16 protein-coding genes are annotated in these 24425 nt (G+C 68.7%); 8 read left to right on the plus strand and 8 right to left on the minus strand.

The features are described from left to right. Positions 1-16 precede the first annotated feature (16 nt). From FGD71_RS09690 to FGD71_RS09705, 4 genes are all read left to right on the plus strand, one after another. Positions 17-1003, plus strand: a complete 987-nt coding sequence (locus FGD71_RS09690) for a carbohydrate ABC transporter permease (protein ID WP_119099979.1) — start codon at positions 17-19, stop codon at positions 1001-1003. Next, complete coding sequence (locus FGD71_RS09695; protein WP_240436490.1) at positions 1000-1857, plus strand: carbohydrate ABC transporter permease; 858 nt, start codon at positions 1000-1002, stop codon at positions 1855-1857. Before FGD71_RS09690 ends, FGD71_RS09695 begins: the two co-directional genes overlap by 4 nt. 77 nt (positions 1858-1934) lie before the next feature. After that, positions 1935-3695, plus strand: coding sequence for an amylo-alpha-1,6-glucosidase (locus FGD71_RS09700; RefSeq protein WP_119099981.1), 1761 nt, complete (start codon positions 1935-1937; stop codon positions 3693-3695). Positions 3696-3745: 50 nt separating this feature from the next. Continuing rightward, positions 3746-5620 (plus strand): RICIN domain-containing protein, encoded by a 1875-nt coding sequence (locus FGD71_RS09705; RefSeq protein ID WP_240436491.1) that lies wholly within the window; start codon positions 3746-3748, stop codon positions 5618-5620. A 134-nt stretch (positions 5621-5754) separates the two neighbouring features. Here FGD71_RS09705 and FGD71_RS09710 read toward each other — a convergent pair whose 3' ends face one another. Then, the gene (locus tag FGD71_RS09710) at positions 5755-6807 is read right to left on the minus strand and encodes a LacI family DNA-binding transcriptional regulator (RefSeq protein WP_119099983.1); all 1053 of its coding nucleotides are present in this window, start codon (positions 6805-6807) and stop codon (positions 5755-5757) included. 323 nt (positions 6808-7130) lie between these two features. Here FGD71_RS09710 and FGD71_RS09715 point away from each other — a divergent pair, with 323 nt between their 5' ends. Then, positions 7131-8396: a ferredoxin reductase family protein gene (locus FGD71_RS09715; RefSeq protein ID WP_240436492.1), complete on the plus strand. Its 1266-nt coding sequence runs from the start codon at positions 7131-7133 to the stop codon at positions 8394-8396. 305 nt (positions 8397-8701) lie between these two features. On the opposite strand, the gene FGD71_RS09720 is transcribed toward FGD71_RS09715, so the two are convergent. Together FGD71_RS09720 and FGD71_RS09725 are read right to left on the minus strand one after the other, a co-directional pair. Next, on the minus strand, positions 8702-10744 hold the full coding sequence (locus FGD71_RS09720) for a glycoside hydrolase (protein ID WP_119099984.1): 2043 nt from the start codon (positions 10742-10744) through the stop codon (positions 8702-8704). Between the two features lie 55 nt (positions 10745-10799). Next, positions 10800-12422 (minus strand): glycoside hydrolase family 43 protein, encoded by a 1623-nt coding sequence (locus FGD71_RS09725; RefSeq protein WP_181359158.1) that lies wholly within the window; start codon positions 12420-12422, stop codon positions 10800-10802. A gap of 588 nt (positions 12423-13010) precedes the next feature. On the opposite strand from FGD71_RS09725, the gene FGD71_RS09730 reads away from it, so the two are divergent. Beyond that, entirely contained in the window at positions 13011-14657 is a 1647-nt protein-coding gene (locus FGD71_RS09730; protein WP_119099986.1) for a glycoside hydrolase family 27 protein, read from the plus strand. Between the two features lie 208 nt (positions 14658-14865). Next, positions 14866-16125 carry a CE1 family esterase gene (locus FGD71_RS09735; protein WP_181359159.1) on the plus strand — a complete coding sequence of 420 codons (1260 nt, stop codon included), beginning with the start codon at positions 14866-14868 and terminating at the stop codon, positions 16123-16125. Positions 16126-16296: 171 nt separating this feature from the next. Here FGD71_RS09735 and FGD71_RS09740 read toward each other — a convergent pair whose 3' ends face one another. The 5 genes from FGD71_RS09740 to FGD71_RS09760 all read right to left on the minus strand — a co-directional run bounded on the left by FGD71_RS09740 (position 16297) and on the right by FGD71_RS09760 (position 22479). Next, on the minus strand, positions 16297-17421 hold the full coding sequence (locus FGD71_RS09740; RefSeq protein WP_119099988.1) for a glycoside hydrolase family 12 protein: 1125 nt from the start codon (positions 17419-17421) through the stop codon (positions 16297-16299). A 692-nt stretch (positions 17422-18113) separates the two neighbouring features. After that, a complete protein-coding gene (locus tag FGD71_RS09745; protein ID WP_119099989.1) occupies positions 18114-18698 on the minus strand; it encodes a TetR/AcrR family transcriptional regulator in 585 nt (194 codons plus the stop codon). A 51-nt stretch (positions 18699-18749) separates the two neighbouring features. Then, positions 18750-19160 carry a hypothetical protein gene (locus FGD71_RS09750; protein ID WP_119099990.1) on the minus strand — a complete coding sequence of 137 codons (411 nt, stop codon included), beginning with the start codon at positions 19158-19160 and terminating at the stop codon, positions 18750-18752. Between the two features lie 94 nt (positions 19161-19254). After that, positions 19255-21186, minus strand: a complete 1932-nt coding sequence (locus tag FGD71_RS09755) for a primary-amine oxidase (RefSeq protein WP_119099991.1) — start codon at positions 21184-21186, stop codon at positions 19255-19257. 306 nt (positions 21187-21492) lie between these two features. Further along, positions 21493-22479, minus strand: a complete 987-nt coding sequence (locus tag FGD71_RS09760; protein ID WP_162931082.1) for an AraC-like ligand-binding domain-containing protein — start codon at positions 22477-22479, stop codon at positions 21493-21495. A gap of 320 nt (positions 22480-22799) precedes the next feature. On the opposite strand from FGD71_RS09760, the gene FGD71_RS09765 reads away from it, so the two are divergent. Beyond that, on the plus strand, positions 22800-24287 hold the full coding sequence (locus tag FGD71_RS09765; RefSeq protein WP_119099993.1) for an APC family permease: 1488 nt from the start codon (positions 22800-22802) through the stop codon (positions 24285-24287). The last annotated feature ends 138 nt before the right edge of the window (positions 24288-24425 follow it).

The following is a 24425-nucleotide window of genomic DNA, read 5'->3' on the forward strand; positions in this document are numbered from 1 at the left end:
GAAACCAGGTCTTGTTGTGAACCGAACGACGCAACTGCCGGACCGCCGGCCGGTACGCGAACGGAAAGGGGCGGCGGCCACCGCCGCCTCGCCCCGGGCTCGCACCGCCACCCGGCGCCGTCCCAGATCCCAGCAGTGGGCCGCCTGGGCATTCCTCGCCCCCGTGACCGTCTACCTCGCCCTCTTCTACGCCTATCCGCTCTACCGCAACGTCGACCTGAGCCTGCGCAACTACACCGTCCGCTCCTTCGTCCAGGGCAACGCGCCGTTCACCGGTCTGCAGAACTACCGGACCGTCTTCGACGACCCGGCCTTCGGCCCCGCCCTGATGCACACCGTGGTGTTCACCGCCGTGTGCCTGTTCTTCCAATACGCCATCGGCCTGGCCCTCGCGGTCTTCTTCAACCAGCACTTCCGGCTCTCCGCGACGCTGCGGGCCCTGTTCCTGGTGCCCTGGTTGCTGCCGCTCATCGTGTCGGCCTCCACCTGGTCGTGGATGCTCAACAGCGACTCCGGTGTCGTCAACTCCGCCCTGCACGCCTTCGGTATCGATCCGGTGAACTGGCTGACCTCACCTTCGTGGTCGCTGACCTCGGTGATCATCGCCAACATCTGGATCGGCGTGCCGTTCAACCTGGTCGTGCTCCACAGCGGTCTGCAGTCGATCCCCCGCAGCCTCTACGAAGCGGCCGCCCTCGACGGCGCCGGCGCCTGGCGGCGCTTCAGGCACATCACCTTCCCGCTGCTGCGCCCGGTGTCCGCCATCACCCTCCTGCTGGGCCTGGTCTACACGCTCAAGGTCTTCGACATCATCTGGATCATGACCAAGGGCGGTCCGGCGGACTCGTCCACCACCTTCGCCACCTGGTCCTACCGGCTCGGCTTCGGCAACCTGCTCCCCGCCTTCGGCCCCGGTGCGGCCGTCGGGAACCTGCTCGTCGTCGCGGCCCTCGTCCTCGGCCTGGTGTACCTGAGAGTCCAGCGAAAGCAGTACGCCTCATGACCAGTCTCATGACAGCCCCCAGCACACACCGCCGGCGCCGCGGACGGGCCGGCTGGTGGAAGACGGCCACGGGCCTGTTGCTCACGACGGTCATGCTCTTCCCGGTCTATTGGATGCTCAACGTGTCCTTCACCCGCGACCAGGACATGCGCAAGTCGCCGCCGGACTGGTTCCCCGTCCACGGCACCCTGGACGGCTACCGCGCCGTACTCGACCAGCAGCTTCCCTATCTCGCCACGAGCCTGGTCATCGGTCTCGGCACGGTCGTGCTGACCGTGGCGCTGTCCGCGCCCGCCGGCTACGCACTGGCCAAACTGCGGCCACGCGGCGGCGGCGTGATCGGCTTCCTCTTCCTGGTCGCCCAGATGATCCCCGGCATCATCATGGCGATGGGCTTCTACGCCATCTACCTCAGCCTCGGCCTGCTCCAGTCGGTGCCCGGCCTGATCGTCGCGGACTCCACGCTGGCCGTCCCGTTCGCCGTCCTGATCTTCACCGCGTTCATGTCCGGCATCCCCGGCGAACTCCTCCAGGCGGCGAAGACGGACGGAGCCGGTGCCCTGCGCACCTTCTGGTACGTCGTCCTGCCCATGAGCCGCAACGCCGTCGTCACGGTGTCGCTGTTCGCGTTCCTCTGGTCGTGGTCGGACTTCGTCTTCGCCAGCACCCTCGCGAACGGCGGGGCCCACGAGCCGATCACCCTCGGCATCTACCAGTACATCGGCAACAACAACCAGGAGTGGAACGCCATCATGGCCACCGCCGTCGTCGCCTCGCTGCCCGCCACCGTGATCCTCGTCCTCGCCCAGCGTTACGTCGCCGCCGGCGTCACCGCCGGAGCCGTCAAGGACTGACGTGACGGACCGACTCCCTCCTGGCCACCGCATGGCCCATCGCCGGTGACCCCCGCTGAAGAAACGAGTGCCCCTTAATGACCGCCGTCCGATCCGGCCCGGCCTTCTCCATCCATGACATTCCGTTCAGCACGCACGGCTCCTGGTTCGGCATCTCGCCCGTGGTGGCGGAGAAGACGCACGCCGAGGACCTCCACCTGGTCTCCCACCAGAACGGCATGCACGCCGTCCTGCGCTTCGTGCCCCTCGACGCGATGACGGGCGACCGGGCCGAGACCCGTGTCGAGGCGACACCGAGCCGGCTCAGATGGGTCCATGACGGCGGACGCATCGGCCTCGTCTACGCGTCACCGGACACCGTCCGCCTGCGCGGTGAGGGGCTGGGCCTGCGCATCACCGCGGCGGCGCAGACCCTCACGCCCTTCACGGGCACGTACTTCTACCGCGACCCCGTGGACGGGGCGTACATGTTCACCTCGTACGAGACCGGACGCCGCTACCGGGTGACCGTACTGTCGGGCGTGGGCGAGGCGTCCGGAGGTCAGGCGCTGGGCAGCGGCGACCGCGCGCTCACGATCACCGCGGACGCCGGCGGAGTCTGGGAAGCGGCGGTCGAGGAACTGGACAGCGCACGACGCCCCTACGCCTCCCGCATGACGTTCGGCGAGGTCGTGTTCGCGCAGGAGGGGGCCTTTGCCGCCTTCGTCGAGGCGGTGGCCCCCTGGCGCTCCTCCCGTACCCCGGCCGCCGAACTCGCCGCGTACGTCCTGTGGTCGGCGACGGTCCGCCCGGCAGCCCTGGTCACCCGGCCCGCGGTGCTGATGTCCAAGCACTGGATGGACAAGGTCTGGAGCTGGGACCACTGCTTCAACGCCCTCGCCCTGGCGCCGGGAGCACCCGATCTGGCCTTCGACCAGTTCTCGCTGCCGTTCGACCACCAGGACGAGAGCGGGGCGCTGCCCGACTCGGTGACCCACTCGGAGGTCCTCTACAACTTCGTCAAACCACCCATCCACGGCTGGACCCTGGCCCACCTGCGCCGACGGCTCCCCGAGTCCCTCGGACGTACGGAACTCACCGAGATCTACCGCCAGTTGCGACGCTGGACGGACTTCTGGCTCACCGCACGCCGCGCCCCGGGTGCCGCCCTGCCCCACTACCAGCACGGCAACGACAGCGGCTGGGACAACGCCACGACCTTCGACCCCGAGCGCGTGGTCGTCAGTGCCGACCTGGCCGCCTTCCTCACCCTCCAGCTCCATGAACTCGCGGGCCTGGCCGCCGAACTGGGCCGTCCCGACGAGGCCCGCCACTGGACCCGCACCGCCGAGGCGACCCAGGCAGCGATGCTCGACGAACTGTGGACGGGCGAGCGGTTCGTGGCCAGGGGCGTCGACAGCTCTCAGACCTGGAGCAGCTCAAGCCTGCTGGACCTGATGCCGATGGCACTGGGGGAGCACCTGCCGGAAAGCGTGAGCAGCGTCCTGGCGGCCCGTATCGAGGCCCACCTGACCCCGTACGGACTGGCCACCGAACTGCCCGACTCACCCCACTACCGCGCCGACGGCTACTGGCGCGGCCCGATCTGGGCGCCCGCCACCGTCCTCATCGAGGACGGCCTGCGCCGCAGCGGCCACCACCGTCTCGCGGACGAGATCAGCGCCCGTTTCCGGGCCCTGTGCGAAACCCACGGCTTCGCGGAGAACTTCGACGCCCTCACCGGCACCGGCCTGCGCGACCGCGCCTACACCTGGACCGCCGCCGCCTACCTCCTCCTCGCCGAAGCCCACGAACTCCGGCGCACGGCACCCACATCCGCCGCACACACCGGCGGCTGAACGACCACCTGGGCCCCACCCAGGCAACACCCACTTTCTCGGGAGACCACATGCGTATGTCCCGCATCCTTCCTCCGCCCAGACGCAACGGCAGACCTGGCTCCGCAGGCGGCCGCCGCCTGCGCAGGACCACCGCGTTCGCCGCGCTGCTGGCGTCGGTCGCGGCCGTCGTCCTGCCCGGCACGTCGGCCCAGGCAGCCGACACCACCGTCGCCGTCGACTTCTCCACCGCTGGGGGCGCCCCCACCTACCGGGCCTCGGGCACCATCTACGGGATGACCGAGAACGGCTCGCTGCCCCAGGACCACTTCTACAAGGACATCAAGTGGAAGTTCATGCGGGCCGGCGGCGCCCAACTGGACAACCCGGGAGGGTGGGTCGCCGGCAAGTACGACCGCCGGTGGAACGCCACGCTCGCCCAGTACAAGCGCACCAAGGCGCTGGGCGGAACGTTCGTCATGCTGCCGCACGACCTGTGGGGCGCCGACGGCACCACCACCCCCACCTTCCCGGGGGACAACGGCGACTGGTCCCGCTTCGACGCCTTCTACGACCGCCTGCTCGCCGACGTGCGGGCCGCGGGGATGACCGACATCCAGTGGGACATCTGGAACGAGCCCGACTGCAGCGTGTTCTGGGGTTCCGGCCAGCCGCAGTACCTGGAGATGTGGAAGCGCGCCTACCAGAAGATCCGCGCCGCCATCCCGGGCGCGGTCATCGTGGGGGCGAGCACCTGCGGCAGGCCCACGAGCACCAACACCTGGTGGAACACGTACCTCGACTACGTGAAGTCGAACAACGTCGAGCCGGATGTCTACAGCTGGCACGATCTCCCCGGTGACCCGGTCGCCGACAGCGGCTCCCTGAGGTCCAAGCTGTCGGCACGGTCGATGACGACGAGCCGTTCGTTCCAGGTCAACGAGTACGCCAGCACCAACGAGCAGAACCCCGGCCGTGGCGGCTGGTACATCTCGCGCCTCGAGCGGGCTGGAGCGGACGGTCTGCGCGCCAACTGGGCGTCGGGCGCGAACCTGCACGACTTCCAGGCGAAACTGCTCACCAAGACCGGCAGCCAGTACCTGCCGCTGGGGGAGTGGTTCCTGTACCGCTACTACGGCTCGCAGACCGGGAACATCGTGAAGTTCACGGCCGGTACGAACACCGACGGGCTGGCGACGAAGGACAACTCCGCGCGGAACGCGAAGATTCTGCTGGGCAGCAACGGCAATACCGGCACGGTCACCGTCAACCTCGACCGCCTGGACACCACCTCGGTGGTGGAGAACGGCCGGGTTCGCGCGGTCCTGCAGCGCATCCCCAACAATGGTGGCGCCGCGGTGACGGGCCCGGTCACCGTTTCAGATCAGCTTCTGACGGTCAGCGGCAACTCGGCCTCGGTGAGCGTGCCGTGGACAGACGCCTCGGACGCCTACACCGTCACCCTCCTCCCGCCGTCCAACACCACCGTCTCCACCGTCGCGGTGGCCCAGCACAGCGGTCAGTGCCTGGACGACACCAACCTCAGTACCGCCAACGGCACGCAGTACCAGCAGTACCACTGCGAGGGCGGCTACCAGCAGATGCTCGACTTCAAGCCGGTCGCCGGCCGCGCGAACACCTACACCGTGGTCAACGAGCACAGCGGCAAGTGCCTGGACGTTTCCGGCGCCTCCACGGCTGATGACGCGGCCGTCCAGCAGTACACCTGCAACGGCCAGACGAACCAGATGTTCACCCTCAGCCCCGTCACAGCACTCGGCAACAGCAAGGACTACCAGCTGGTCGCCGTGCACAGCGGCAAGTGCGTCGACGTCAGCCAGATCTCGACCGCACCCGGCGCGAAGATCCACCAGTGGCCCTGCGACCCGGCGAGCGTGCTGAACAACAAGAGGAACCAGATCTGGCGCCTCCAGGGCATGGGCTGACCTGCGTTCCTTCCATGGGGCTCCCGGCCACAGCAGGGAGCCCCATGGGCTGCCGTCTCCCTGTTCCTGGACGGCTCGGCAGCCGGACTCCGCGAGCCACGGGGCTCACCGTGATGCGTTCCGGGGCCCTGCGGTCACCGTGCGCCGTTCCTTTGCCGCACCGGGCGCCGTGTGGACCGGCGAGGGGCCAGCACCGGCTGCACGAGCCGACGCCGGTCCACACCGCTGCGGGCGTTGATGAGAGCGATCAGCAGGTCGACCGCTTCGTCGCTCACCCGGTCCGGACGGAGGCTGATCGTGGTGACGGGCGGGGTCGTCATCGCGTAATCCGGATCCTCACTGATGCACGCCACCAGCAGATCCCGCGGCACCCGAAGCCCGTGGTCCCGGGCGGCGGCGAGGATGTTGTGACCGGAGTCGGAGTAGATGCCGATGACGGCGTCCGGTCGTGGATCGCGGTGGAGCAGCCGGCTGACCGCGTCCCGTTCAGCCGTGAAGTAGTCGGGCATGGAGGCGTACTCCTCGACGAGGGCGGGCATGTCGCGTTCGGCGCACCAGGACGCGTAGGCGCGTCCGACCTGGCCCGGGTACTCGTCGTCGTGAAGCGGCTGGGAGAGCCCGATCCGCCGGGCGCCGGCCTCAGCGAGGTGGTCGAGCAGGAGGCGCAGGCCCGCCTCGTGGTCGGTCTCCACCCACGCGTCGCCCCAGCGCGGCTGGGGCGGCCGGCCCTCGCTGACCATCGGGATGCCACGCTCCCGCAGGAGGGAACGCACCGGGTCCTCGGCGCGCGGTGCCACGTGGATGACGCCGTCCATCGGCGTGTTGAGCCACATCCACGGTGACAACGAACTCGGCATCACCATGAGCATGTAGCCGCGCTCGTGCGCCGCAGCCATCGCGCCCAGCGCCAGCTGTGCGTAGTACGGGATCTCGGTGTACGGGACGGGAAGGTCGCCGTACGTGGTCATCGTCAGGCCGAGCACTCCGCTGCCGCCGTGGGCCAGGGCCCGGGCCGTACTGGCCGGGGCGTAACCGAGTTCGCGTGCCGCGGCGAGCACGCGCTGCCTGGTCGCCTCCGACAGCCGCCCGGTGCTGTTGAGTGCGTTCGACACCGTGGCCGTGGACACCCCGGCCCGTGCGGCCACGGCGCCGAGCGTGGGACGGCGCCAGACGTGCGTGCTCTTCATGTGTACCCCGACAGCCCTGCGACCGCTTGTGGTTAAGACGTTAATCACTCAACGTACCGGGCGACGGCGGCCGGGACGGCCGTCGGGCGAGGTTCGCGGAACAAGAACGGTCGAGGCCAAGTAGAGCCCTCTCTACGTCAAGTTCCGTAATCTTGCCGCGGCCGGGGCCGTATCAGGTAGGACGCTCGGCTCCTCGCGACCTCGCGGGTTCCGGGCGCGAACGCGTCACATGGACATAAGAAGGGAAAGCGGTGGAGGCGACGAGTACACAGGTGCGGACAGGCACCATACCTCCGGTCGTTGCGGCGCGCTGGGCGCTGTGGATGTTTGTCATCGTCAACTTGTTGATCGTCGAGGCCTTGTTCCTCACCGCCGGGACCGGCAAGAACGGGGTGCTCACGGTCGCCAAGTTCTTCGGCCTGCACGCCGCCGTACTGATGCTGTTCCAACTGCTCCTGGTGGCCCGGCTGCCGTGGCTCGACCGCCGTATCGGCATGGACCGGTTGACGGTGTGGCACCGGTGGGTCGGCTTCACCCTGCTGTGGACCGTGCTCACCCACGCCGTGCTGGTGGTGCTGGGCTACGCGAGGCTCGATGACGCGTCGATGACGAAGACGTTCTTCGCACTGGCCGGAGTGCCCGCCTCGCTGCTCGGGATGGGGGCCGCGGCGATCATCGTCGTGGTCGCCGCGGTGTCCGCCCGGAATGTCAGACGGCGGCTTCGGTATGAGACCTGGCACGGCCTGCATCTGCTGCTGTACCTGGCGTTGGGGCTGGCATTCGTCCACCAGTTGCAGGAGACCACGACCTTCAGCTCCTCCGCGCCCGCGATGATCTACTGGTGGGCCCTGTGGCTGTTCGCGTTCGGTGCCCTGGTCACGGGCCGGATCGTCATGCCTGTGTGGCGCAACGCCTATCACCGATTCGAGGTCACGGCGGTGGTGCCGGAGTCGGACGAGGTGGTGTCGGTGCACGTCACCGGCCGCCACCTCGACAGGCTGCCGGCCCGGGCCGGCCAGTTCTGCATCTGGCGGTTCCCCGGGCACAACCACTGGTGGCTGGCCAATCCGTTCTCGCTGTCGGCGGCACCCGACGGACGAACGTTGCGCCTGACCGCCAAGGCGGTCGGCAGCACCAGCGCCGGCCTGCGGCACATCCCGGTCGGAAGCCGCGCGTTCGTCGAGGGGCCGTACGGGGCGTTCACCTCGTTGCATCGAACGCGGCCCGGTGCACTGCTGATCGCCGGAGGAGTGGGGATCACGCCGGTTCGAGCCCTGCTGGAGGAGGAACCCGCCGGGGACGTCGTCGTGCTCTACCGGGTGCGCAGCGAGAACGACGCCGTGCTGGTCGACGAGGTACGAGCCCTGATCGCGGACCGCGGCGGGCGGCTGCACCTGCTCACCGGACGTACAGGGGAGACGAGCCCGCCGTTCGAGCCCGACAGTCTCGTCGCCCTGGTTCCCGACATAACAGAACGCGACGTCTACGTCTGCGGCCCGCCCGCGATGACCTCGACCGTGCTCAGCACCCTGCGCAGGCTGAAGGTTCCCCACCGGCAGGTGCACGCCGAGCGGTTCGGCCTGGCCTGACGCGCGGGGGCCCGACGGGCGCGATCGAAGCCTCAGCGCAATCCATGGGCCCCGCCCCGCTGCCGCCTACCGTGCCGTCGTCGCGGACCGTTGATCGTCCTACCTGGGCGAGGCTGTCCCGCACCCGGGCCGTCGGCCTGTGATGGCTGTGCCGGCGCGCCGCGGTTTCTCCGTCGTCCGGTGCAGGGGCCGCCAACCGTGCCCGTTCCTGCGGCACCTGTGCGCCGCAACCGCCTCAGCGGTCACCAGGCTGCGTCGTCCCATGAGGGACAGGCCCCCGGCGTGAGCCGAGGGCCTGCGGTCGGTCAGCAGGTGGAGTTGGTCTGGGTGAGCAGGCCGAGCCGCCACGGGAGGGTGTTGTAGTCGCCGCCCGCGTTGGGGTTCATGCCCTGGTAGAGGTACTGGAGCCGGCAGGCGGGAATGGTGAGTGTCTGGTCGTAGCCGGCACGGATCATCTCGCCGTGGCTGATGTCCCTGGTCCAGGCTCCCGACGGGAAGGTGACGTTGTTCGCCCTGGCGAAGGGGTTGTTCTCGGATGCGGCCAGGGGTGTCCAGGAGCCGGCGAGGTTGCCCGTCGTCCAGGAGCGGAAGTAGCGTCGGCCGTCCGATCCGATGGCCTCGACGAGGAGCAGGTACTGGTTGGAGCCCTGCACCTTGTACACGTTGCTCGCTTCGAAGAGGGCGTACTTGTTGGAGTCCTGCAGCGCGATGACCGTGTTCGTGAAGCCGTTCGGGAACTGGCCGGCGGTCGTCTGGGAGCGGTACAGGTGCCCGTTGTCGTCGGAGGAGAACAGGTAGCAGTTGGCGCTGTCGCAGATCACCCACATGTCGACCCAGTGGCCGTTGCCGATGTTCTGCCTGATGATGTCCGGCATCGACGAGTAGAAGTTGCGCGGCGCGCTCCACCCGTTGGGGTTGCTGATGTCGGGGTTGGTGGAGAACGAGGCGTTGCCGGTCTGGTACACGAGGTACCACAGGCGTTGCTGCGCGTGGTAGAAGACCTGCGGCGCGGCGCGGTACCCACGTCCGATGGCGCTGCGGTCCAGGTAGTGGTGCGTGGCCGAACCGGCCTGCGACCAGTCGCTGAAGTTCAGGTACACCAGGTTGTATCCGGAGGAGCTCGCGGTACTGGCGAACACGTGGTACTTGCCGTTGTACCGGACGACCGTCGGATCCTTGATGCCGGCGATGTTGTGGGTGGCGTCCGACTTCGGTGAGATCAGTGTCCCGCTGGAACTCCAGGAGAAGCGGGAGGGCAGCGCGGCCGGCGCGGCGGCGGACCGGGGCGAACGGGCGGTGGTGGCCTGCTGTGTCGCGGCTGTGCCGCCCAATGCCGACAGCGTTGCTTGGTAGGCCGGTTTCTTGTTGCCGTTGCGGTCGAACAGCAGCGGGTTCTCCCCGGCGCGCCAGGAGTCGCTGTCGCGGATGCCCCAGACGGTGATGCCGGTGCAGCGCGCCACGTTCATGCAGGACCTGACGGTGTTGGCGTACGCGTTCGGCGGTGCCTGTGCGATGTCCAGCTCGGTGATCTGGACGTCCACGCCGAGGGCGGCGAAGTTCGACAGCGTCGTCTGGAAACTGGCGGGCGGGCCGCCGGTGCCGAAGTGGGCCTGGAGGCCGACGCAGTCGATGGGCACGCCGCGCGCTTTGAAGTCGCGCACCATGCGGTAGACGCCCTGGGTCTTGGCGTCGTTCCAGTTCTCGATGTTGTAGTCGTTGTAGCAGAGCTTGGCCGCCGGGTCGGCGGAGCGCGCGGTGCGGAAGGCCTGCTCGAGGAAGCCGTTGCCCAGCACGTCCCGGAAGACCGAGCTGCGCAGCTGGCCGCTGCCGCCGTCGGCGAAGGCCTCGTTGACCACGTCCCAGGAGTGGATCCGGCCCTTGTAGCGGTTCATCACCGTGGTGATGTGGTTGTTCATCACGCCGCGCAGCGTGTTCGCGTCCCTGATGGAGCTGACCCAGCCGGGCAGCTGGGAGTGCCAGACCAGGGTGTGGCCGCGCACGCGCTGACCGCGGGCCGTCGCAGGGTTGACGATCTGGTCGGCGGCGCCGAAGGTGAACTGTCCGCGGGACCGCTCGGTCGCGTCCCACTTCATCTCGTTCTCGGGGGTGACCGAGTTGAACTCGCGGCCCAGGATCCCGGTGTACGTTCCGTCGCCGAGCCGTCCGGCGGCCACGGCGGTTCCGAAGTAGCGTCCGGACTGGGCGGCTTGAGCGCCGAGTGTGGAGGCCCGGGCGGCGTCGGGCGCGTCGGGCGCGGCGGTCGCGGCCTCTGACGTCACCAGGGCGGCCACGGCCAGCAGGGATAACACCGAGGCTCGGCGACGGCCGAGCCGTTTCAGCGGGTTCATGGTTCTCCTCGTACGGTTGGCGGGGGGTTGGGTTGGTGCGGTCGGTGGGATCGGTTCAGGGCACGGACAGCTCGAACCGCATGACGCGGACCGCGCCGCCGAGTGCCTGTGTGGCGTGGTTGAAGAGGGCGAATCGGTAGCCCATGAAGAACCGCCAGTCGTTGCCCATGGAGAAGGCGGATCCGAGGCGGGTGAAGGTGGTGCCGTCGGTGCTGTAGGAGAAGGTTCCGGGGCGTGCCGCGCCGGGGCGGATGTCCGCGGCAGCGCGCAGCCAGATGCGGCCGCCGGAGACGGTCGCGCTCGCGACCTCGGTGCCGGTGCCGGTCGTGTTCCAATTGCCGTCCATGGTCAGCCCGTTGACCATCGCCACCCGCGTCGCGCCGCCGTCGCGCTTGACGCCGATCCACGCGGAGGAGTCACGCAGCAGCGCGAGTCCGGCCCGGTCGCCGTCCCGTATCGCCGAGTGGTCGAGCTGGACAGTGGCGGTGGAGGTGGGGCCCTGGATGCGGTGCGTGAGGGTGTTGCGGGCCCAGTACAGGTCGTTGGTCACGGTCGCTGTCCGCAGGGTCAGGCCGTTGTTGACCGACCACTTGGTGTTGTCCGGGTTGTGGTTCCACTCCCACCTCGGCTTGAGGGCCGTGCCATCGAAGGTGTCGACGCCGACCATGGGGGTGACCGGGCGGGGCGGAGTGGGCACGGCCGGACTGGGATACGAGGTGCCCCACGCGCCGTTCACGAGTTGCACGACGGGCCAGCCGTCCGAGGTCCAGGTGACCGGCGCCAGGGCAGGCACCCGGCCGCCGGGGTAGGCGTCCACGAAGGCCATGTAGTACCAGGCGCCGCTCTGCGTCTGCACGAGCCCGCCCTGGTGCGGGACGCCACCGCCGGGGATCGGCCCGCGCAGGTCGAGGAGGACCTGCCGCATCGTGTACGGACCGAAGGGGCCGCTCGACGACTTCAGGATGTACTGCCCGTTGGCCGGGCGGGTCAGGAAGATGTAGTACTGCCCGTTGATCTTGTAGAAGCGGGCCCCCTCCAGGGTGCCGACACTCGACGGGGTGGTGAACACCTGCTGCGTGCGGACCTGGGTGCGGCCGTCGCGCGAGAGCTGGGCCACGCTGATGGTGGTGTTCCCGTACGCCACATACAGGGAGTCGTCGCTGTCGACGAGCAGCCCCGCGTCGTAGTACGGCGTGCTGATCGTGGTGAGTCTGCTCCACGGTCCCTCGACCGCGGTGGCGGTGTAGATGTACGTCCTGGCGAAGTCGATCTGGCCGAGCCAGTAGAAGGTCCCGTTGCTCGGGCGGTGAGCCAGCGACGACGCCCAGATACCCCGGACGTAGCCACGGGCACCGTTCAGGTCGTACTTGGCGCCGAAGTCGAGGACCGGCACCGAGTGACCGGCGACCTCCCAGTTCACCAGGTCGTACGAACGCAGGACGGGTGCGCCTGGCGAGTAGTGCATCGTCGAGGCCGAGGCGTAGTAGGTGGCGCCGACGCGGATGACATCGATATCCGCGAAGTCCTGCCAGATCACCGGGTTCGTGTACGCCGCGGCAGCCGCGAGGGCCGACCCCTGGGCAGGAGTGGAGGCGGCAGTGCGGGTAGCTCCAGCCAGAGGAAGGAAGGCGCCGGTGGCCAGGCCGGTGGCGGCCGCCAGCGCGCGGCGACGGGGCATGTGCTGATGGGGGCATGACAAATCCATGTGTGGCGTTCTCCTTGTGTAGCCCGGCCGTTGCGGTTGGTGCATGTCGCCGCCGCAGGCCTCATGGCTGCGGAGTTCCTTTTGCCGGCGTGCGTTACGCGGGAGTGTCTTGCCTTGTCCATGCGGCGCGGAGTGACCCGATCGATCCATCAAGTTCGTGATGTCGAACGCAGATTGGCTTGTCGAGCACCCTGGATAATAGGAGGTCGGTGGATCCCGTCAATACTCCCCGCATCGTGAGCTGCATCGAAAACATTCGGGATCGGGTTGGTGAAGCTGCATCGAAAACATTCGGGATCGGGTTGGTGGCAGTCGCCGCAGGACCGATGTCCGAATGTCGCAGATCGGCGTGGGCTGTTTCGGTCGTCGGTGGCCGCAGGGCGGAGTGCGGAGGTCGAATGGTGTTGACATGTTGGGACGTTTATCTAGTATCCGTGGCGCCCTGACTTTCTGAATTGCGTTCGAAATTGCGAACCCCTGGATCTCCATTTCTTTGTGTCATGAACGTGACATCTGCTGCGCATCACCCGCCCGTGGTGCCCTTCCGGGAAAGGAACCCCGGTGCCCAGACGATCAGGCAGACGACTGCTCCACCTCCTCGCGGCCGCCGCGCTGACGGTCACCGCGTCCGTGACGGCCTCCGCCCACTCCACCGCTTCGGCCGCGCCCGGCAGTCCGGCGCTTACTCCACCGCTGGGGTGGAACAGCTGGAACAGCTTCGGGTGCTCGGTCACCGAGGCACAGGTTCGCCAGGCCGCCGACGCGATGGTGTCCTCGGGCATGCGGGACGCCGGCTACCGGTACGTGGTGGTCGACGACTGCTGGTTCGACCCACAGCGCGACGCGGCAGGCAACCTGCGGGCCAATCCGGCCAAGTTCCCGAGCGGGATGAAGGCCCTCGGGGACTACATCCACAGCAAGGGCCTCAAGTTCGGCATCTACCAGGTGCCGGGCGCACGCACCTGCGCGCAGACCACCGGCGCCTATCCCGGGTCGACGGGCAGCAGGGGGCACGAGGCCCAGGACGCCGCCACGTTCGCCTCGTGGGGCGTCGACTACCTCAAGTACGACTGGTGCTCCTCCGAGGGCACCCGTGACGAGCAGGTCGCGCGCTTCTCGCTCATGCGCGACGCCCTGCGCGCCACCGGGCGGCCGATCGTCTACAGCATCAACCCCAACAGCTTCCACGCCATCACCGGCGCCACCTACAACTGGGGCGAGGTCGCCGACCTGTGGCGGACGACCGAGGACCTGCTCGACATCTGGCAGAACGGCAACACCAACAGCTATCCGATGGGCGTCGGCAACGTCCTGGACGTCACCGCGCCGCTGGCGGCGCAGTCGGGCCCGGGACACTGGAACGACCCGGACATGCTGGTCGTCGGACGCCCCGGCCTGTCACTGACCGAGTCCCGTTCCCACTTCGCCCTGTGGGCGCTGCTGAGCGCACCGCTCATGGCCGGCAACGACATCCGCACCATGTCCGGCGACGTGAGCGCGATCCTGCGCAACCCGCGTCTGCTGGCGGTGAACCAGGACCCGCTCGGGGCGGGCGGGCGCAGGGTGCGCGACGACGGCAGCACCGAGGTGTTCGCCAAGCGCCTGTCCGACGGCTCGGTCGCGGTGGGCCTGTTCAACAGGGGAGGCAGCACCTCGACGGTCACCACCTCGGCCGCGCAAGTCGGCCTGTCCGGTGGGCAGTTCACGCTCACGGACCTGTGGACCGGCGGCACGTCGAGCACGTCCGGGCAGATCTCGGCGAGCGTCCCCGCCCACGGCGTGGCCGTGTTCCGGGTGACCGGAGGCAGCCCGCAGACCGCCACCACCTCGCGGCTGCGCGGCAACGCATCCGGCCGCTGTCTGGACGTGGACAACGCCTCCACCGCGGCCGGGGCCACAGCACTGGTCTGGGACTGCCACACGGCCGCCAACCAGCTGTGGACCACGTGGGCCGACGGCGAGATCCGCGTCTTCGGCGACAAGTGCCTGGACGCCTACAACCAGGGCACCACCAACGGCACCCGGGTCATCACCTGGCCCTGCAACGGCCAGAACAACCAGAAGTGGACCGTCGGCTCCGACGGGTCGATCCGCAACGTCCATGCCGGGCTGTGCCTCGACGTCAACGGGGCCGGCACCGCCAACGGGACCCCGCTGGTCCTGTGGACCTGCAACGGCCAGGCCAACCAGAAGTGGACCCGCGTGTGAGGGATGCCGCACACCGGCCGACGGCTCAGGCGCCTCCTCCTTCACCACACGCGTGGCCTCAGCCGCCGGCGGCAGCGGCTACTCGTCGCGACCTCGCGCGTCGCGCACTTCAGATCTTTGTCCGCACATGGCGATGTTCCGGCAGGAGAAGGGGAGTTGCCTGATGAAAAGGTCCTCAAGATTCCATTTATGGCCCCCCGTGGTCGCGGTGCTGCTCGTCCTGACCATGGGAGGCACGGCGCTGGGCAGTGACCACCGAGAGAACACGCCGCTCACGGCCTCCGGCACGGCTGCCGCAACCGTCGGTACCGCTGCCGCGAGCCCCGGATGCGGCAAAACCCCCACACTGACGAGCGGTACGCACACGATCCAGAGCAACGGCAAGAACCGGAGCTTCATCCTGCGGATCCCGGACGGCTACGACCGCAACCGCGCCCACCGGCTGGTCTTCGGGTTCCACTGGCTGGGCGGCACCTCCACTGACGTAGCCACGGGCCGCACCGTGGAAACGGGCACCTGGGCCTACTACGGGCTCCAGCGACTGGCGAACAACAGCGCCATCTTCGTCGCACCCCAAGGACTCAACAACGGCTGGGCCAATGCCGGCGGGGAGGATGTCACCTTCGTCGACGACATGATCAGGCGGATCGAGGCGGACCTGTGCGTCGACACGACACAGCGCTTCGCCACGGGCTTCAGCTACGGCGGCGCCATGTCGTACGCCCTCGCGTGTTCCCGCGCGACGGTCTTCCGCGCGGTCGCGGTCCTGGGTGGCGGACAGCTCAGCGGGTGCAGCGGCGGCACCCAGCCGATCGCCTACCTCGGAGTGCACGGCCTCAGGGACAGTGTCCTCGGTATCTCCGGCGGACGGGCGATGCGGGACAGGTTCGTCAGGAACAACGGCTGCACCCCTCAGAACCCGCCGGAGCCGGCGCAGGGCAGCCTGACGCACCGGGTCACCACCTACTCGGGCTGCTCCGCAGGACATCCGGTCGCCTGGGCCGCGTTCGACGAAGGGCACATCCCCGCTCCACAGGACGGGGCCGCCGGTGACAGCGGCTCCAGGACCTGGGTGCCGCAAGAGGTCTGGAAGTTCTTCACGCAGTTCCAGACCTCCAACCCGCCGCCGGGGACGGCGACCTGCCGGGTCACCGGCACCGTCAGCGCCTGGAACACCGGCCTGACGTCGAGCATCACCATCGCCAACGTCGGCACCACCGCGATCGACGGCTGGTCCCTCGTCTTCACCCTGCCCGACGGCCAGACCATCACCTCCGGCTGGAACGCGGACTACTCCGCCGCCTCCGGCCGGGTGACGGCCCGGAACGCCTCCCACAACGCCACCATCGCTCCAGGCGCTTCGGTCGACATCGGCTTCCAGGCAGCCCACACCGGCAACACCGCCCCGCCCACCTCCTACACCCTCAACGGCACTGCCTGTGCTGTCACAGGGAGTGCACCGAAGTGACCAGGTGGTTCGGCCGGAGACATCGGAGCCAGGGGCGCCGCCGGCTGTTCGGCCAAGGTGTGTGGACTTGAGCAGACGGTCTGTCTTCCTGGTGCCATCCGCGGCGAGGGCCGTCGCCGCGGATGGCTGTCATGGGGCCGGACGGCACGCAAGCGTCCGGTGCCGGTCACGTCACGTCCTGGTGCAGGTGGTCCCGTTCAGGCTGAACCCGCCCGGCGCGGCGAAGGCGCCGCTGTAGGTGCCCTGGAACCCGAACGTCTGGCTGCCGCCGGGGGCGATGCTCGCGTTGTGCGTCAGGCCGCTCGCCGTGACGGATCCCGAGGACGGGGAGACGGCGGCGTTCCAGGCGCTGGTGATGCGCTGGCCGGAGGGCAGGGTGAAGGCGAGGCGCCAGCCGTCGACAGGTGCCGAACCGGTGTTGGCGACGGTGACGTTCGCGGCGAAGCCTCCCTGCCACACGTTCGTGGCGTACGACACCTCGCAGGTCGTGGCGCCGCCCGGGCCGCCCGGTCCACCACCCGTGTTGACGGTCGACAAGAACGAGTTGACGGTCAGCCCGGTGCCGTTCTGCCAGGGTTCGAAGCCGGCCTGAACGCTGGTCAGGTACCAGCTGCTCTGTGCCAGTCCGCGGGCTACGGCCTGCCGGACGAAGTCCATCACGTCGAAGCTCCAGCTGCCGATCGCCGACGGGGCGACGAAGGACAGCACGTCGTTGGAGCCGTTGCTGCCCGACCACACCTGCCAGGTGCGTCCGCCGACGGTGGCCGTGCCGACCTGGGAGCCGATGGGCTGGATCGGGCCCACCTTGTTGAACCAGATCATGATCTCGGTCCGGTTCACGCCGTCCGTGCGGGGCGTCGGGTCAAGCCAGATGTCGTACGAGGCGTTGTACACGGCGTCGCCGACGTAGCCGTACGAGATGCTGCTCGGCGCGCTGGAGATGTCGGCGAGCCGCGCGGGGAGGTTGGTCCCTGGCGAGCAGTTGGTGTAGTGGCAGCCGTTGAAGAGGGACGGGTACGACTTCGGCGCGCCGTTCGTGGGCACGGAACCGTCGGCCCGGGTGAGCCGGAAGCCGGTGTCGGTGGAGGTGACGCACTGGGGCTCGTTGGTGCCCCAGCGGTTGTTCTGGACGACGTATCGCCCCTGGATGACAGTCGAGCCGAACTGTTCGCAGACCGTGGTGTCGGCCTGGGCCGGGGGCGTGGCGGCGAAGAGCGCCCCGACGGCGGCGAGCGCGGTGACGAGCGTGCCCAACGTGCCGCGCACGGTGCGGGGAAGGTGCGGTAACGGTCGCATGCGGGGCCCTCTTCCTGAGGTACGGCCGGAGATGGGGGTAGGGGCGCTTCCCCTCCCTACGCTGGGAGCGCTCCCATACCCTGTCTCTGACGGACTGTAGGACGCATGCATGTCCCTGACAACTCTGTGGTGGCGTCGTGTCCAACGCACTGCGTGGCTTCCACCGCCAGGTGCGAATGGCGGCGGCGGCAGGCGAGGGGATGAGGAAAGGCGACAACGTGCCGTGAGGGTGAGCTGGTTGCCGGAAACGGTGTAGTTCCTGTCCTGCGACACCCCCGCTGGGTGAGCGAGCAGCACGGCTTCCACGCCCTGCCGTTGCCGGCCTGCCCGGCTCCGTCATCCCTTTCGCCGCCGAAGGCCAGCGTCCGGTCTCAGCCTGGGCCGACGGCGTCGAACTGAGGGTGTATGCCTTAGTGGACGGCGCCCGACGCACGGTCGTGATGCGAAGACGGCGAGCCCGCGGGCGAGATCCACCCCGATCAGCCGGCCGGCCGAGGACTCCCCGCCCTCTGGCCTGGGGACCCGTGAGGGGGGCAGTGGGCGCTGTGACGTCTGCGTTCTGTGTCATGCCTCCAGGCTGTGGATCGCTCAGGTGGGCCGGTATCCGACACAAGGAGGCACTGCCCCGCCGGGCGGTGGGGCACGCCCCGCCGCCGCCCGGGGGGTTGGAACGCACGCGAGCGCGAACGGCGCTACAGGGCCGCCAGCAGGCCGTCGAGTGCGGCCTGCTGGCGTGCGGGCGTGGTGGCGTGCGGGACGAGCAGCGCGTTGACCTGAAAGCCGGTCAGGGCGGCGAGCAGGGTGTCAGCGCTCTGTTCGTCCCGTGGATCGTCCGCGATCTCGCCTGCTGCCCGGGCCTGGGCCAGGCATTGGCTCATCCGTTGCCGCCACTGGTCCATCGCGCTCGCGTGGACGGCCGCCATCCGCGGGTCGTGCAGGGCCCGGTCCCAGAAGGCGACGACCACCCGGGCTTCCAGCAGGCGTCTCTCGTCGAGCGGCATGATCTCGTGGCACAGGCGGCGCAGCGCGACGAGCCCGGTGGCATCACCGATGGCCTTCTCGGCACGGACGTTGGTGCTCTCGACAGCGTGCTGAAAGGCGGCCTGCAGGATCTCGTCCTTGCTGTGGAAATACGGTGCGAGGGCACCGTTGGCGTACCCGGCCTCGGCGGCGAGATCGCGCATGGTGACGGCGCCGAGACCGCGGCGGGCGATCAGTGCCCAGACCGCCGCGACGATCTCACGACGGCGTGCGTCATGGTCGACGATCTTCGGCATGGGCTCGGGATCTCCCTCCCGGTGATGTGATCGGCTCCCCCCGACGGCAGTTCAGAATGCCATGGCGGTCATCGTCGCGACCATGACCAGGGCTCCGGCGTCCTGTTGCCGGGCCACGGCGCCGTCTGCGCCCCGCAGCTGCGTGACCATGATTCCTCCGGCCCGCGTCACCGCCCAGCAGGCGACTACGAGCAGGGCGAGACCGCCCGCTCCGGCTCCGGCACCGGCACCGGCACCGGCACCGGCACCGGCACTGTGGTGTTCCATGGCCATTCCCATGGGTGCGGTGGCTGCCGTCAGGAGTGCCATGGCGGCGAGGTCTGCCGTCTCGGCGGATCTGCCGCGACCCGGGCACCCGGCGCACACCCGCCACACGCAGGCCGATGCCACGGCGGCTGCGCCGATCAGGAGTGCCTCGCGTGATCGCCCGATCGGGATGACCATCACCGCCATCACAGCCATGGCGACGGCGTGCGGCCCCCAACCGCGTACAGGCCCCGGTAGATGACCGGCCAGGCAGACAGCAGCTGCCGCCAGGCCCGCCACAGCGAGCAGCTCATGCATCACAGCAGCCATGTGAGCTGCCGGCGTTGGAAGGAACGTCCAGTGTGGGGTTGCGGTCGAAGAAACCGGCGGGCTTGAGCTTGAAGCCGGTGTAGTCGACGGGCATGATCGGCCAGTCCTCGGGACGGGGTGCGTGGGTGAGGCCGAACGTGTGCCAGACGACGAGCGAGTGACCGTCGAGACCACGGTTGGCACCGGCATAGGCAGGCAGGCCAGCGCCTCCGGGATGCTGGTTGACGAAGTCGCCGGCGGGGTAACGCTCGGCGGAGTCGTACGCGGTGACCCACAGATGCTTGGCGGCGAAGGCGGCGCGGGCGGCGATGGACGAGCCGGGGTCGGCGAGCAGCGTCGGCCTGCCCTCCGGGTAAAGGGTGTAACCCACTGGTGAACCCACGGAGTTGAGCGATTCCGGGTTCGATATGTGCCAGACACGGTCGACACTCATGTCGGCGGTGCGCTGGGCCTCGGACTCGGTCCGCAGCGGCGTGCGCCGGAGGGTGAACGCATTTCCTCGCGGGTTGTCCGGGCCGATCGGCACGCGTACGACGTCGACCTCTTCCACCAGGTTCTTCGAGCCGTCGACGGCCATGTCCAGGCGGGCACAGAACAGGTGCTGGTGGTATGGGGCGCCGACTCCGGGAGCGACCTCCGTGGCGTAGGGGTAGTCGCCTCCCGGGTAGGCGGAGGGGAACACGATGCCGGTGGCCTTGGCCTCGAACTCAATGGTGCCGTCGAGGTAGAGATACCAGTAGAACCCGTAGTCGTAGTTGCCGATGGTGGTGAAGAAGGAGAGCACCATCCGGCGCTGGCGGCGGGTCTCGGCGGAGCCGGTCCACAGGTCGGTGTGCTTCCAGAGGATGCCGTAGTCCTCCTCGTGCAGGCAGATCGCGTTGGTGAGGGTGCGCGGCGCGCCGGATTCGTCGGCGATGACGGCGTCCAGGTAGGTGATCTCGCCCAGGCAGTCACAGCCCAGTTCCAGGGCGTTGGCCATGCGGCCGATCAGGAACTCGCCGGTGTCGAAGTAGTTCTGCCAGGAGCGGACCGGCGAGGGGTCGGCATAAGGGACGACCATCTCCGCGATCGAAGCGCGATGGATGATGGGACGGTCGCGTCCCTGGTCCCGGTCGTGGAACGCGATCTGATGCAGAATCAGGCCTTCACGGGCGTCGAAGCCAATACGCAGGGACCAGTTCTCCCACTGCAGGAAGCCGCCGTCGAGGGTGAAGCTCGGCCCCTCGGGCTGGGTGATCTCCAGGGGCTTCTGGCTGCTGCGTGGAGGGCCGGTGACGGCCAGGTCGTCGAAGTTGGCGGACACGTCGGGAACCGGGACGGGGCCGATGTCGATGACCCGGTCGACGGTCTTGTTCAGTACGTCGACGTAGGCGACGAGGCCGTCGACGGGACGCCCCCAGGCATGATCCTTCGCGTGTTCCTGGACGAAGGCGAGGCCGCGCAGGATACGGCGTCCGGACTCGTCGGGGTACTCGTCCGCGTACACACCCGCGGACAGTGGAGCGACGCGCACCCGTGCCCCGTCCAGACCACGCCTCCTTAGCGCCGCGACCCACTCCTCGTCAGTGGCCAGAATCTCCTCGATCAGGTCGAACTCCTCCTCGAGCACGGGGAGTTGTCCGTCCTTGGTGGCGTCCAGAGTCCGATCGGAGTCGATCGTGCCGCGGGTCAGGGAGAGGACGACGTCATGTGCGGGAGCGCCCGCGGCGTCGTGCAGCATGACCCGTACGCGGCGGTCGATCGCGTCGCCGGGGGCATGGGTCATCAGGACATCCTTCTCCGGCTCCTCCAAGCCGAGGTATGCGAAGCGGCTGGTGTCGGCCAGCAGGCCGGCTTCGGCGAGGATCGTGCGGGCGGCCGTGATCTCACTCGGTGTGAGCGGCGCGAGAGGGTGCTGAGTGTCGGAGGTCATGGCGTTCCTTTGAGTGAGGCGACTGCCGTTTTTTCAACGTGTGTAGATAAAAAACGTGGGACCTGTGTCCCGTCCAGACCCCGGGCAGGTCTTTTCGGCCCGGGCATCGCGCTCCGCAACGTCCGTGCACCCCACGCCACATCTGTGTGCACGGACTGGAGACGGCCGTGGATCGGGGGATCGGGCCCTGCATCTCAGTGACTCCGTGCGGGTGCCTGGGTGCCATGTCTTGGGCCCGGCCCGGAGGGCTGGGGGAGTGTCACGGCCGGTCAGGTAACTCGTCGAGCGTCGCTCCGCGATGTGCGGTCAACCACTGGTCATGGGTGCTCGCGCGGACGTCGGGTCCACAGTGGCCCGGCGCCGGTAGTCCCGTGGGGTTTCGCCGTAGGCCGCTTTGAAGACGCGGGCGAAGTGACGGCCGTCAAGGAGTCCCCAGCGTGCGGCGATGGCGGCCACCGGCTGATCCCTGGTGGCCGGGTCGGCCAGGTCGCGGGCGCAGCGCTCCAGCCGCCGGGTGCGGATCCAGCCGGCGACCGTCGTCTCCTCCTCCGCGAACAGCTTGAAGAGATACCGCCGCGAGATCGCGTGCGCCCGGGCGATGGCATCGGGAGTGAGATCCGGGTCTGCGAGATGACGTTCGATGTAGTCACGGATGCGCAGCGTGGTCGCAAGGTGAGGCGCGACCGGTGTCGTCCGATTGAGCCGCTCGCACAGCAGAGCCGTGACCAGGGAAACGGCTCCGTCGGCCAGCCGTGACACCTCGGGGCCCGCGCAGTGCGCGCTCTGCTCGGTCAGCGACTGCAGGAAGGGCGCCACGACCGCTCCGACGCCCTTGTCGGCAGCCATGTTCTTCCCGGTCACAGCGCGCAAGGTCTCGGGTCGCAGAGGGATCAGCGAGCGCGGCAACAGCATCAGGACCGTGCTGAAGTGACTCTCGTAGGTGAAGCTGTACGGGCGCGACGTATCGCACAGCGCCAGGTCACCCGGCGTCAGCCGACTGCGCATGCCGTCCTGCTCGATCACCGCGGTGCCCGAGACCTGCAGGCTGAGCTTGTAGAAGTCCTCTTCGTACCGCGCGGCGAGCGACGCGGTCCGACGTACACGGAGGGGTCCCGCACTCAGCGAACTCAGCTGCAGAGCGCCGACACGCCCGTCGGTGGCCGTGCCGTGGAAGATGTCGGCAGTCGTCTGCGCGGTGTCCAGCGGCACGAACAACAGACGGGATATCTCGTCGACCCAGAAGTCGAAGCGCTCACCCGGGGAGACATTCTCGGTCGTCACGACGGTTCGCATGGACGCGCTCCATCTGGTCGGTGCTGTACCGCCACGGTACCGACAACTCGGCTTCACCGGTGGGACGTTCATGCCCTCGTGGAGGAGCCGTCGGAGCACATGCCCGCGTGGGCTCCTGTGCATGCAGTGGCGAAAACACGTGCACGGTTCCGCACCCTCCCGCGGCGCGGTCCGCAGGACAGTGTCCCTCACAGATCCGCACGGCGGTGTCACACGGGAACCGACACGGGAACTCCGCGAAAGTCGGCCTCAGCCTGGACGCCCTCTCCCGCGCGGCGTTTCCCGTCCGGGCCGCGGTCCGTACTCATCAAGGAGTCCCATTGTCCCAGCAGTCACACGATCCGGGGCACCGCACGCACCTTCGCCGTGGTGCGGTCGGTGTGGCCGGAATCCTCTTCTTCGTCCTGTCCGCGCAGGCCCCTCTCACCGGCATCGTGGGCACACTGCCGGTGCCGCTCGGCCTGGGCAACGGTGGCGGAGCACCGGCGGGCTATCTGGTCGTCGGCGCCGTCATCGCCGTATTCGCCGTCGGGTTCATCACCATGAGCCGGCACGTCACGGACGCGGGAGCCTTCTACGCCTACGTGTCACGCGGGCTGGGCAGGGTCGTCGGAGTCGGTGCGTCACAGACCGCCTTGCTCTGTTACGGCGCCACTCAGGCCGGCATGTACGGCCTGTACGGTGTCGTGGTCAAGGGCCTGTTCCAGCAGTACCTGTCCCTCGACCTGCCTTGGTGGGTCTGGGCGGTGGCGACGATGATCCTTGTGCAGATTCTGGGCTCGCTCAACATCGAGCTGGGCGCCAAGCTGCTGGCGGTTCTGGTCGTGGCCGAAAGCTCGCTGCTGGTGGCGTTCGCGTTCCACGAGTTCGTGAGCGGCGGAGGTCCTCAGGGACTGGACTTCGCAGGCAGTTTCGCACCTTCCGCGTTCTTCGCCGGCGCGCCGGGAGTGGCACTGACCTTCGCGATCGCCTCGATGATCGGCTTCGAGTCCGCGGCCATCTACTCGGAGGAGGCCAAGGATCCCGCCCGCACCGTGCCGAGGGCCACCTATCTCTCCGTCGTTGTGATCTCGGTGTTCTTCAGCTTCGTCTCCTGGATGGTCGTGAGTCACTACGGCGCGGACAATGTGGGAGGCGCGGCCCGCAGCGCGCTGCAGAACGGCGAAGCCACGTCGGTGGTGCTTGCTGCCGTGACCGACTCCCTCGGCCCGTGGGCCACCGACACGATGGCCGTACTGCTCGTCTCCTCGCTGCTCGCGGGGATACTCGCATTCCACAACGCCATCAATCGCTACCTCCACTCGCTCGGCACCACGGGAGTCCTGCCCGCCTGGCTGTCGCACACCAACCGTCAGGGGGCGCCCCACACCGCCAGCCTGACGCAGACCGTCCTCGCCTTCTGCATGGTTGTGCCGTTCGCCCTCGCCGGCGCCGATCCGGTGGTGACACTGCTCACCTGGGGTGGTGGAGTGGCGGTTCTGTCCCTGCTGGTGCTGTACATCCTCACGTCGCTCTCCGTCGTGGTCTTCTTCCGGCGGACTCGCCTGGACACCCGCTCGTGGCACACGCTGATCGCGCCGAGCGCCTCCGTTCTGCTTCTGCTCGGCGTCATGATCATGGCCATCGCCAACTTCCCCACGCTGATCAGCGCTTCCGGCGACACCGCTTTGCTCCTGGAGCTCTGTGTCCTACTGGTGTTCGTCGCGGGGGTCTTTCTGGGCCTCGTGCAGCGCGGCCAGGGTGCTGGAAGCAGTCCGGCTCACGCTCAGGCAGCGGTGCAGACGGACGAGGTGTCCTCCTCTCTCTGACACATCTGCGCCCGCTGCCCGGGGAACCTATGACGGCCACGCGGTCCGCCCGCCAGGCGGCAGGTCAATCACCCGGACAGGCCCGGGCTCCGGCAGAGCTCCCGTCGCCGCGAGCAGTGTGGACACCGACCAGGAGCT

This window comes from Streptomyces sporangiiformans, assembly GCF_005768555.2.
Classification (GTDB): domain Bacteria; phylum Actinomycetota; class Actinomycetes; order Streptomycetales; family Streptomycetaceae; genus Streptomyces; species Streptomyces sporangiiformans.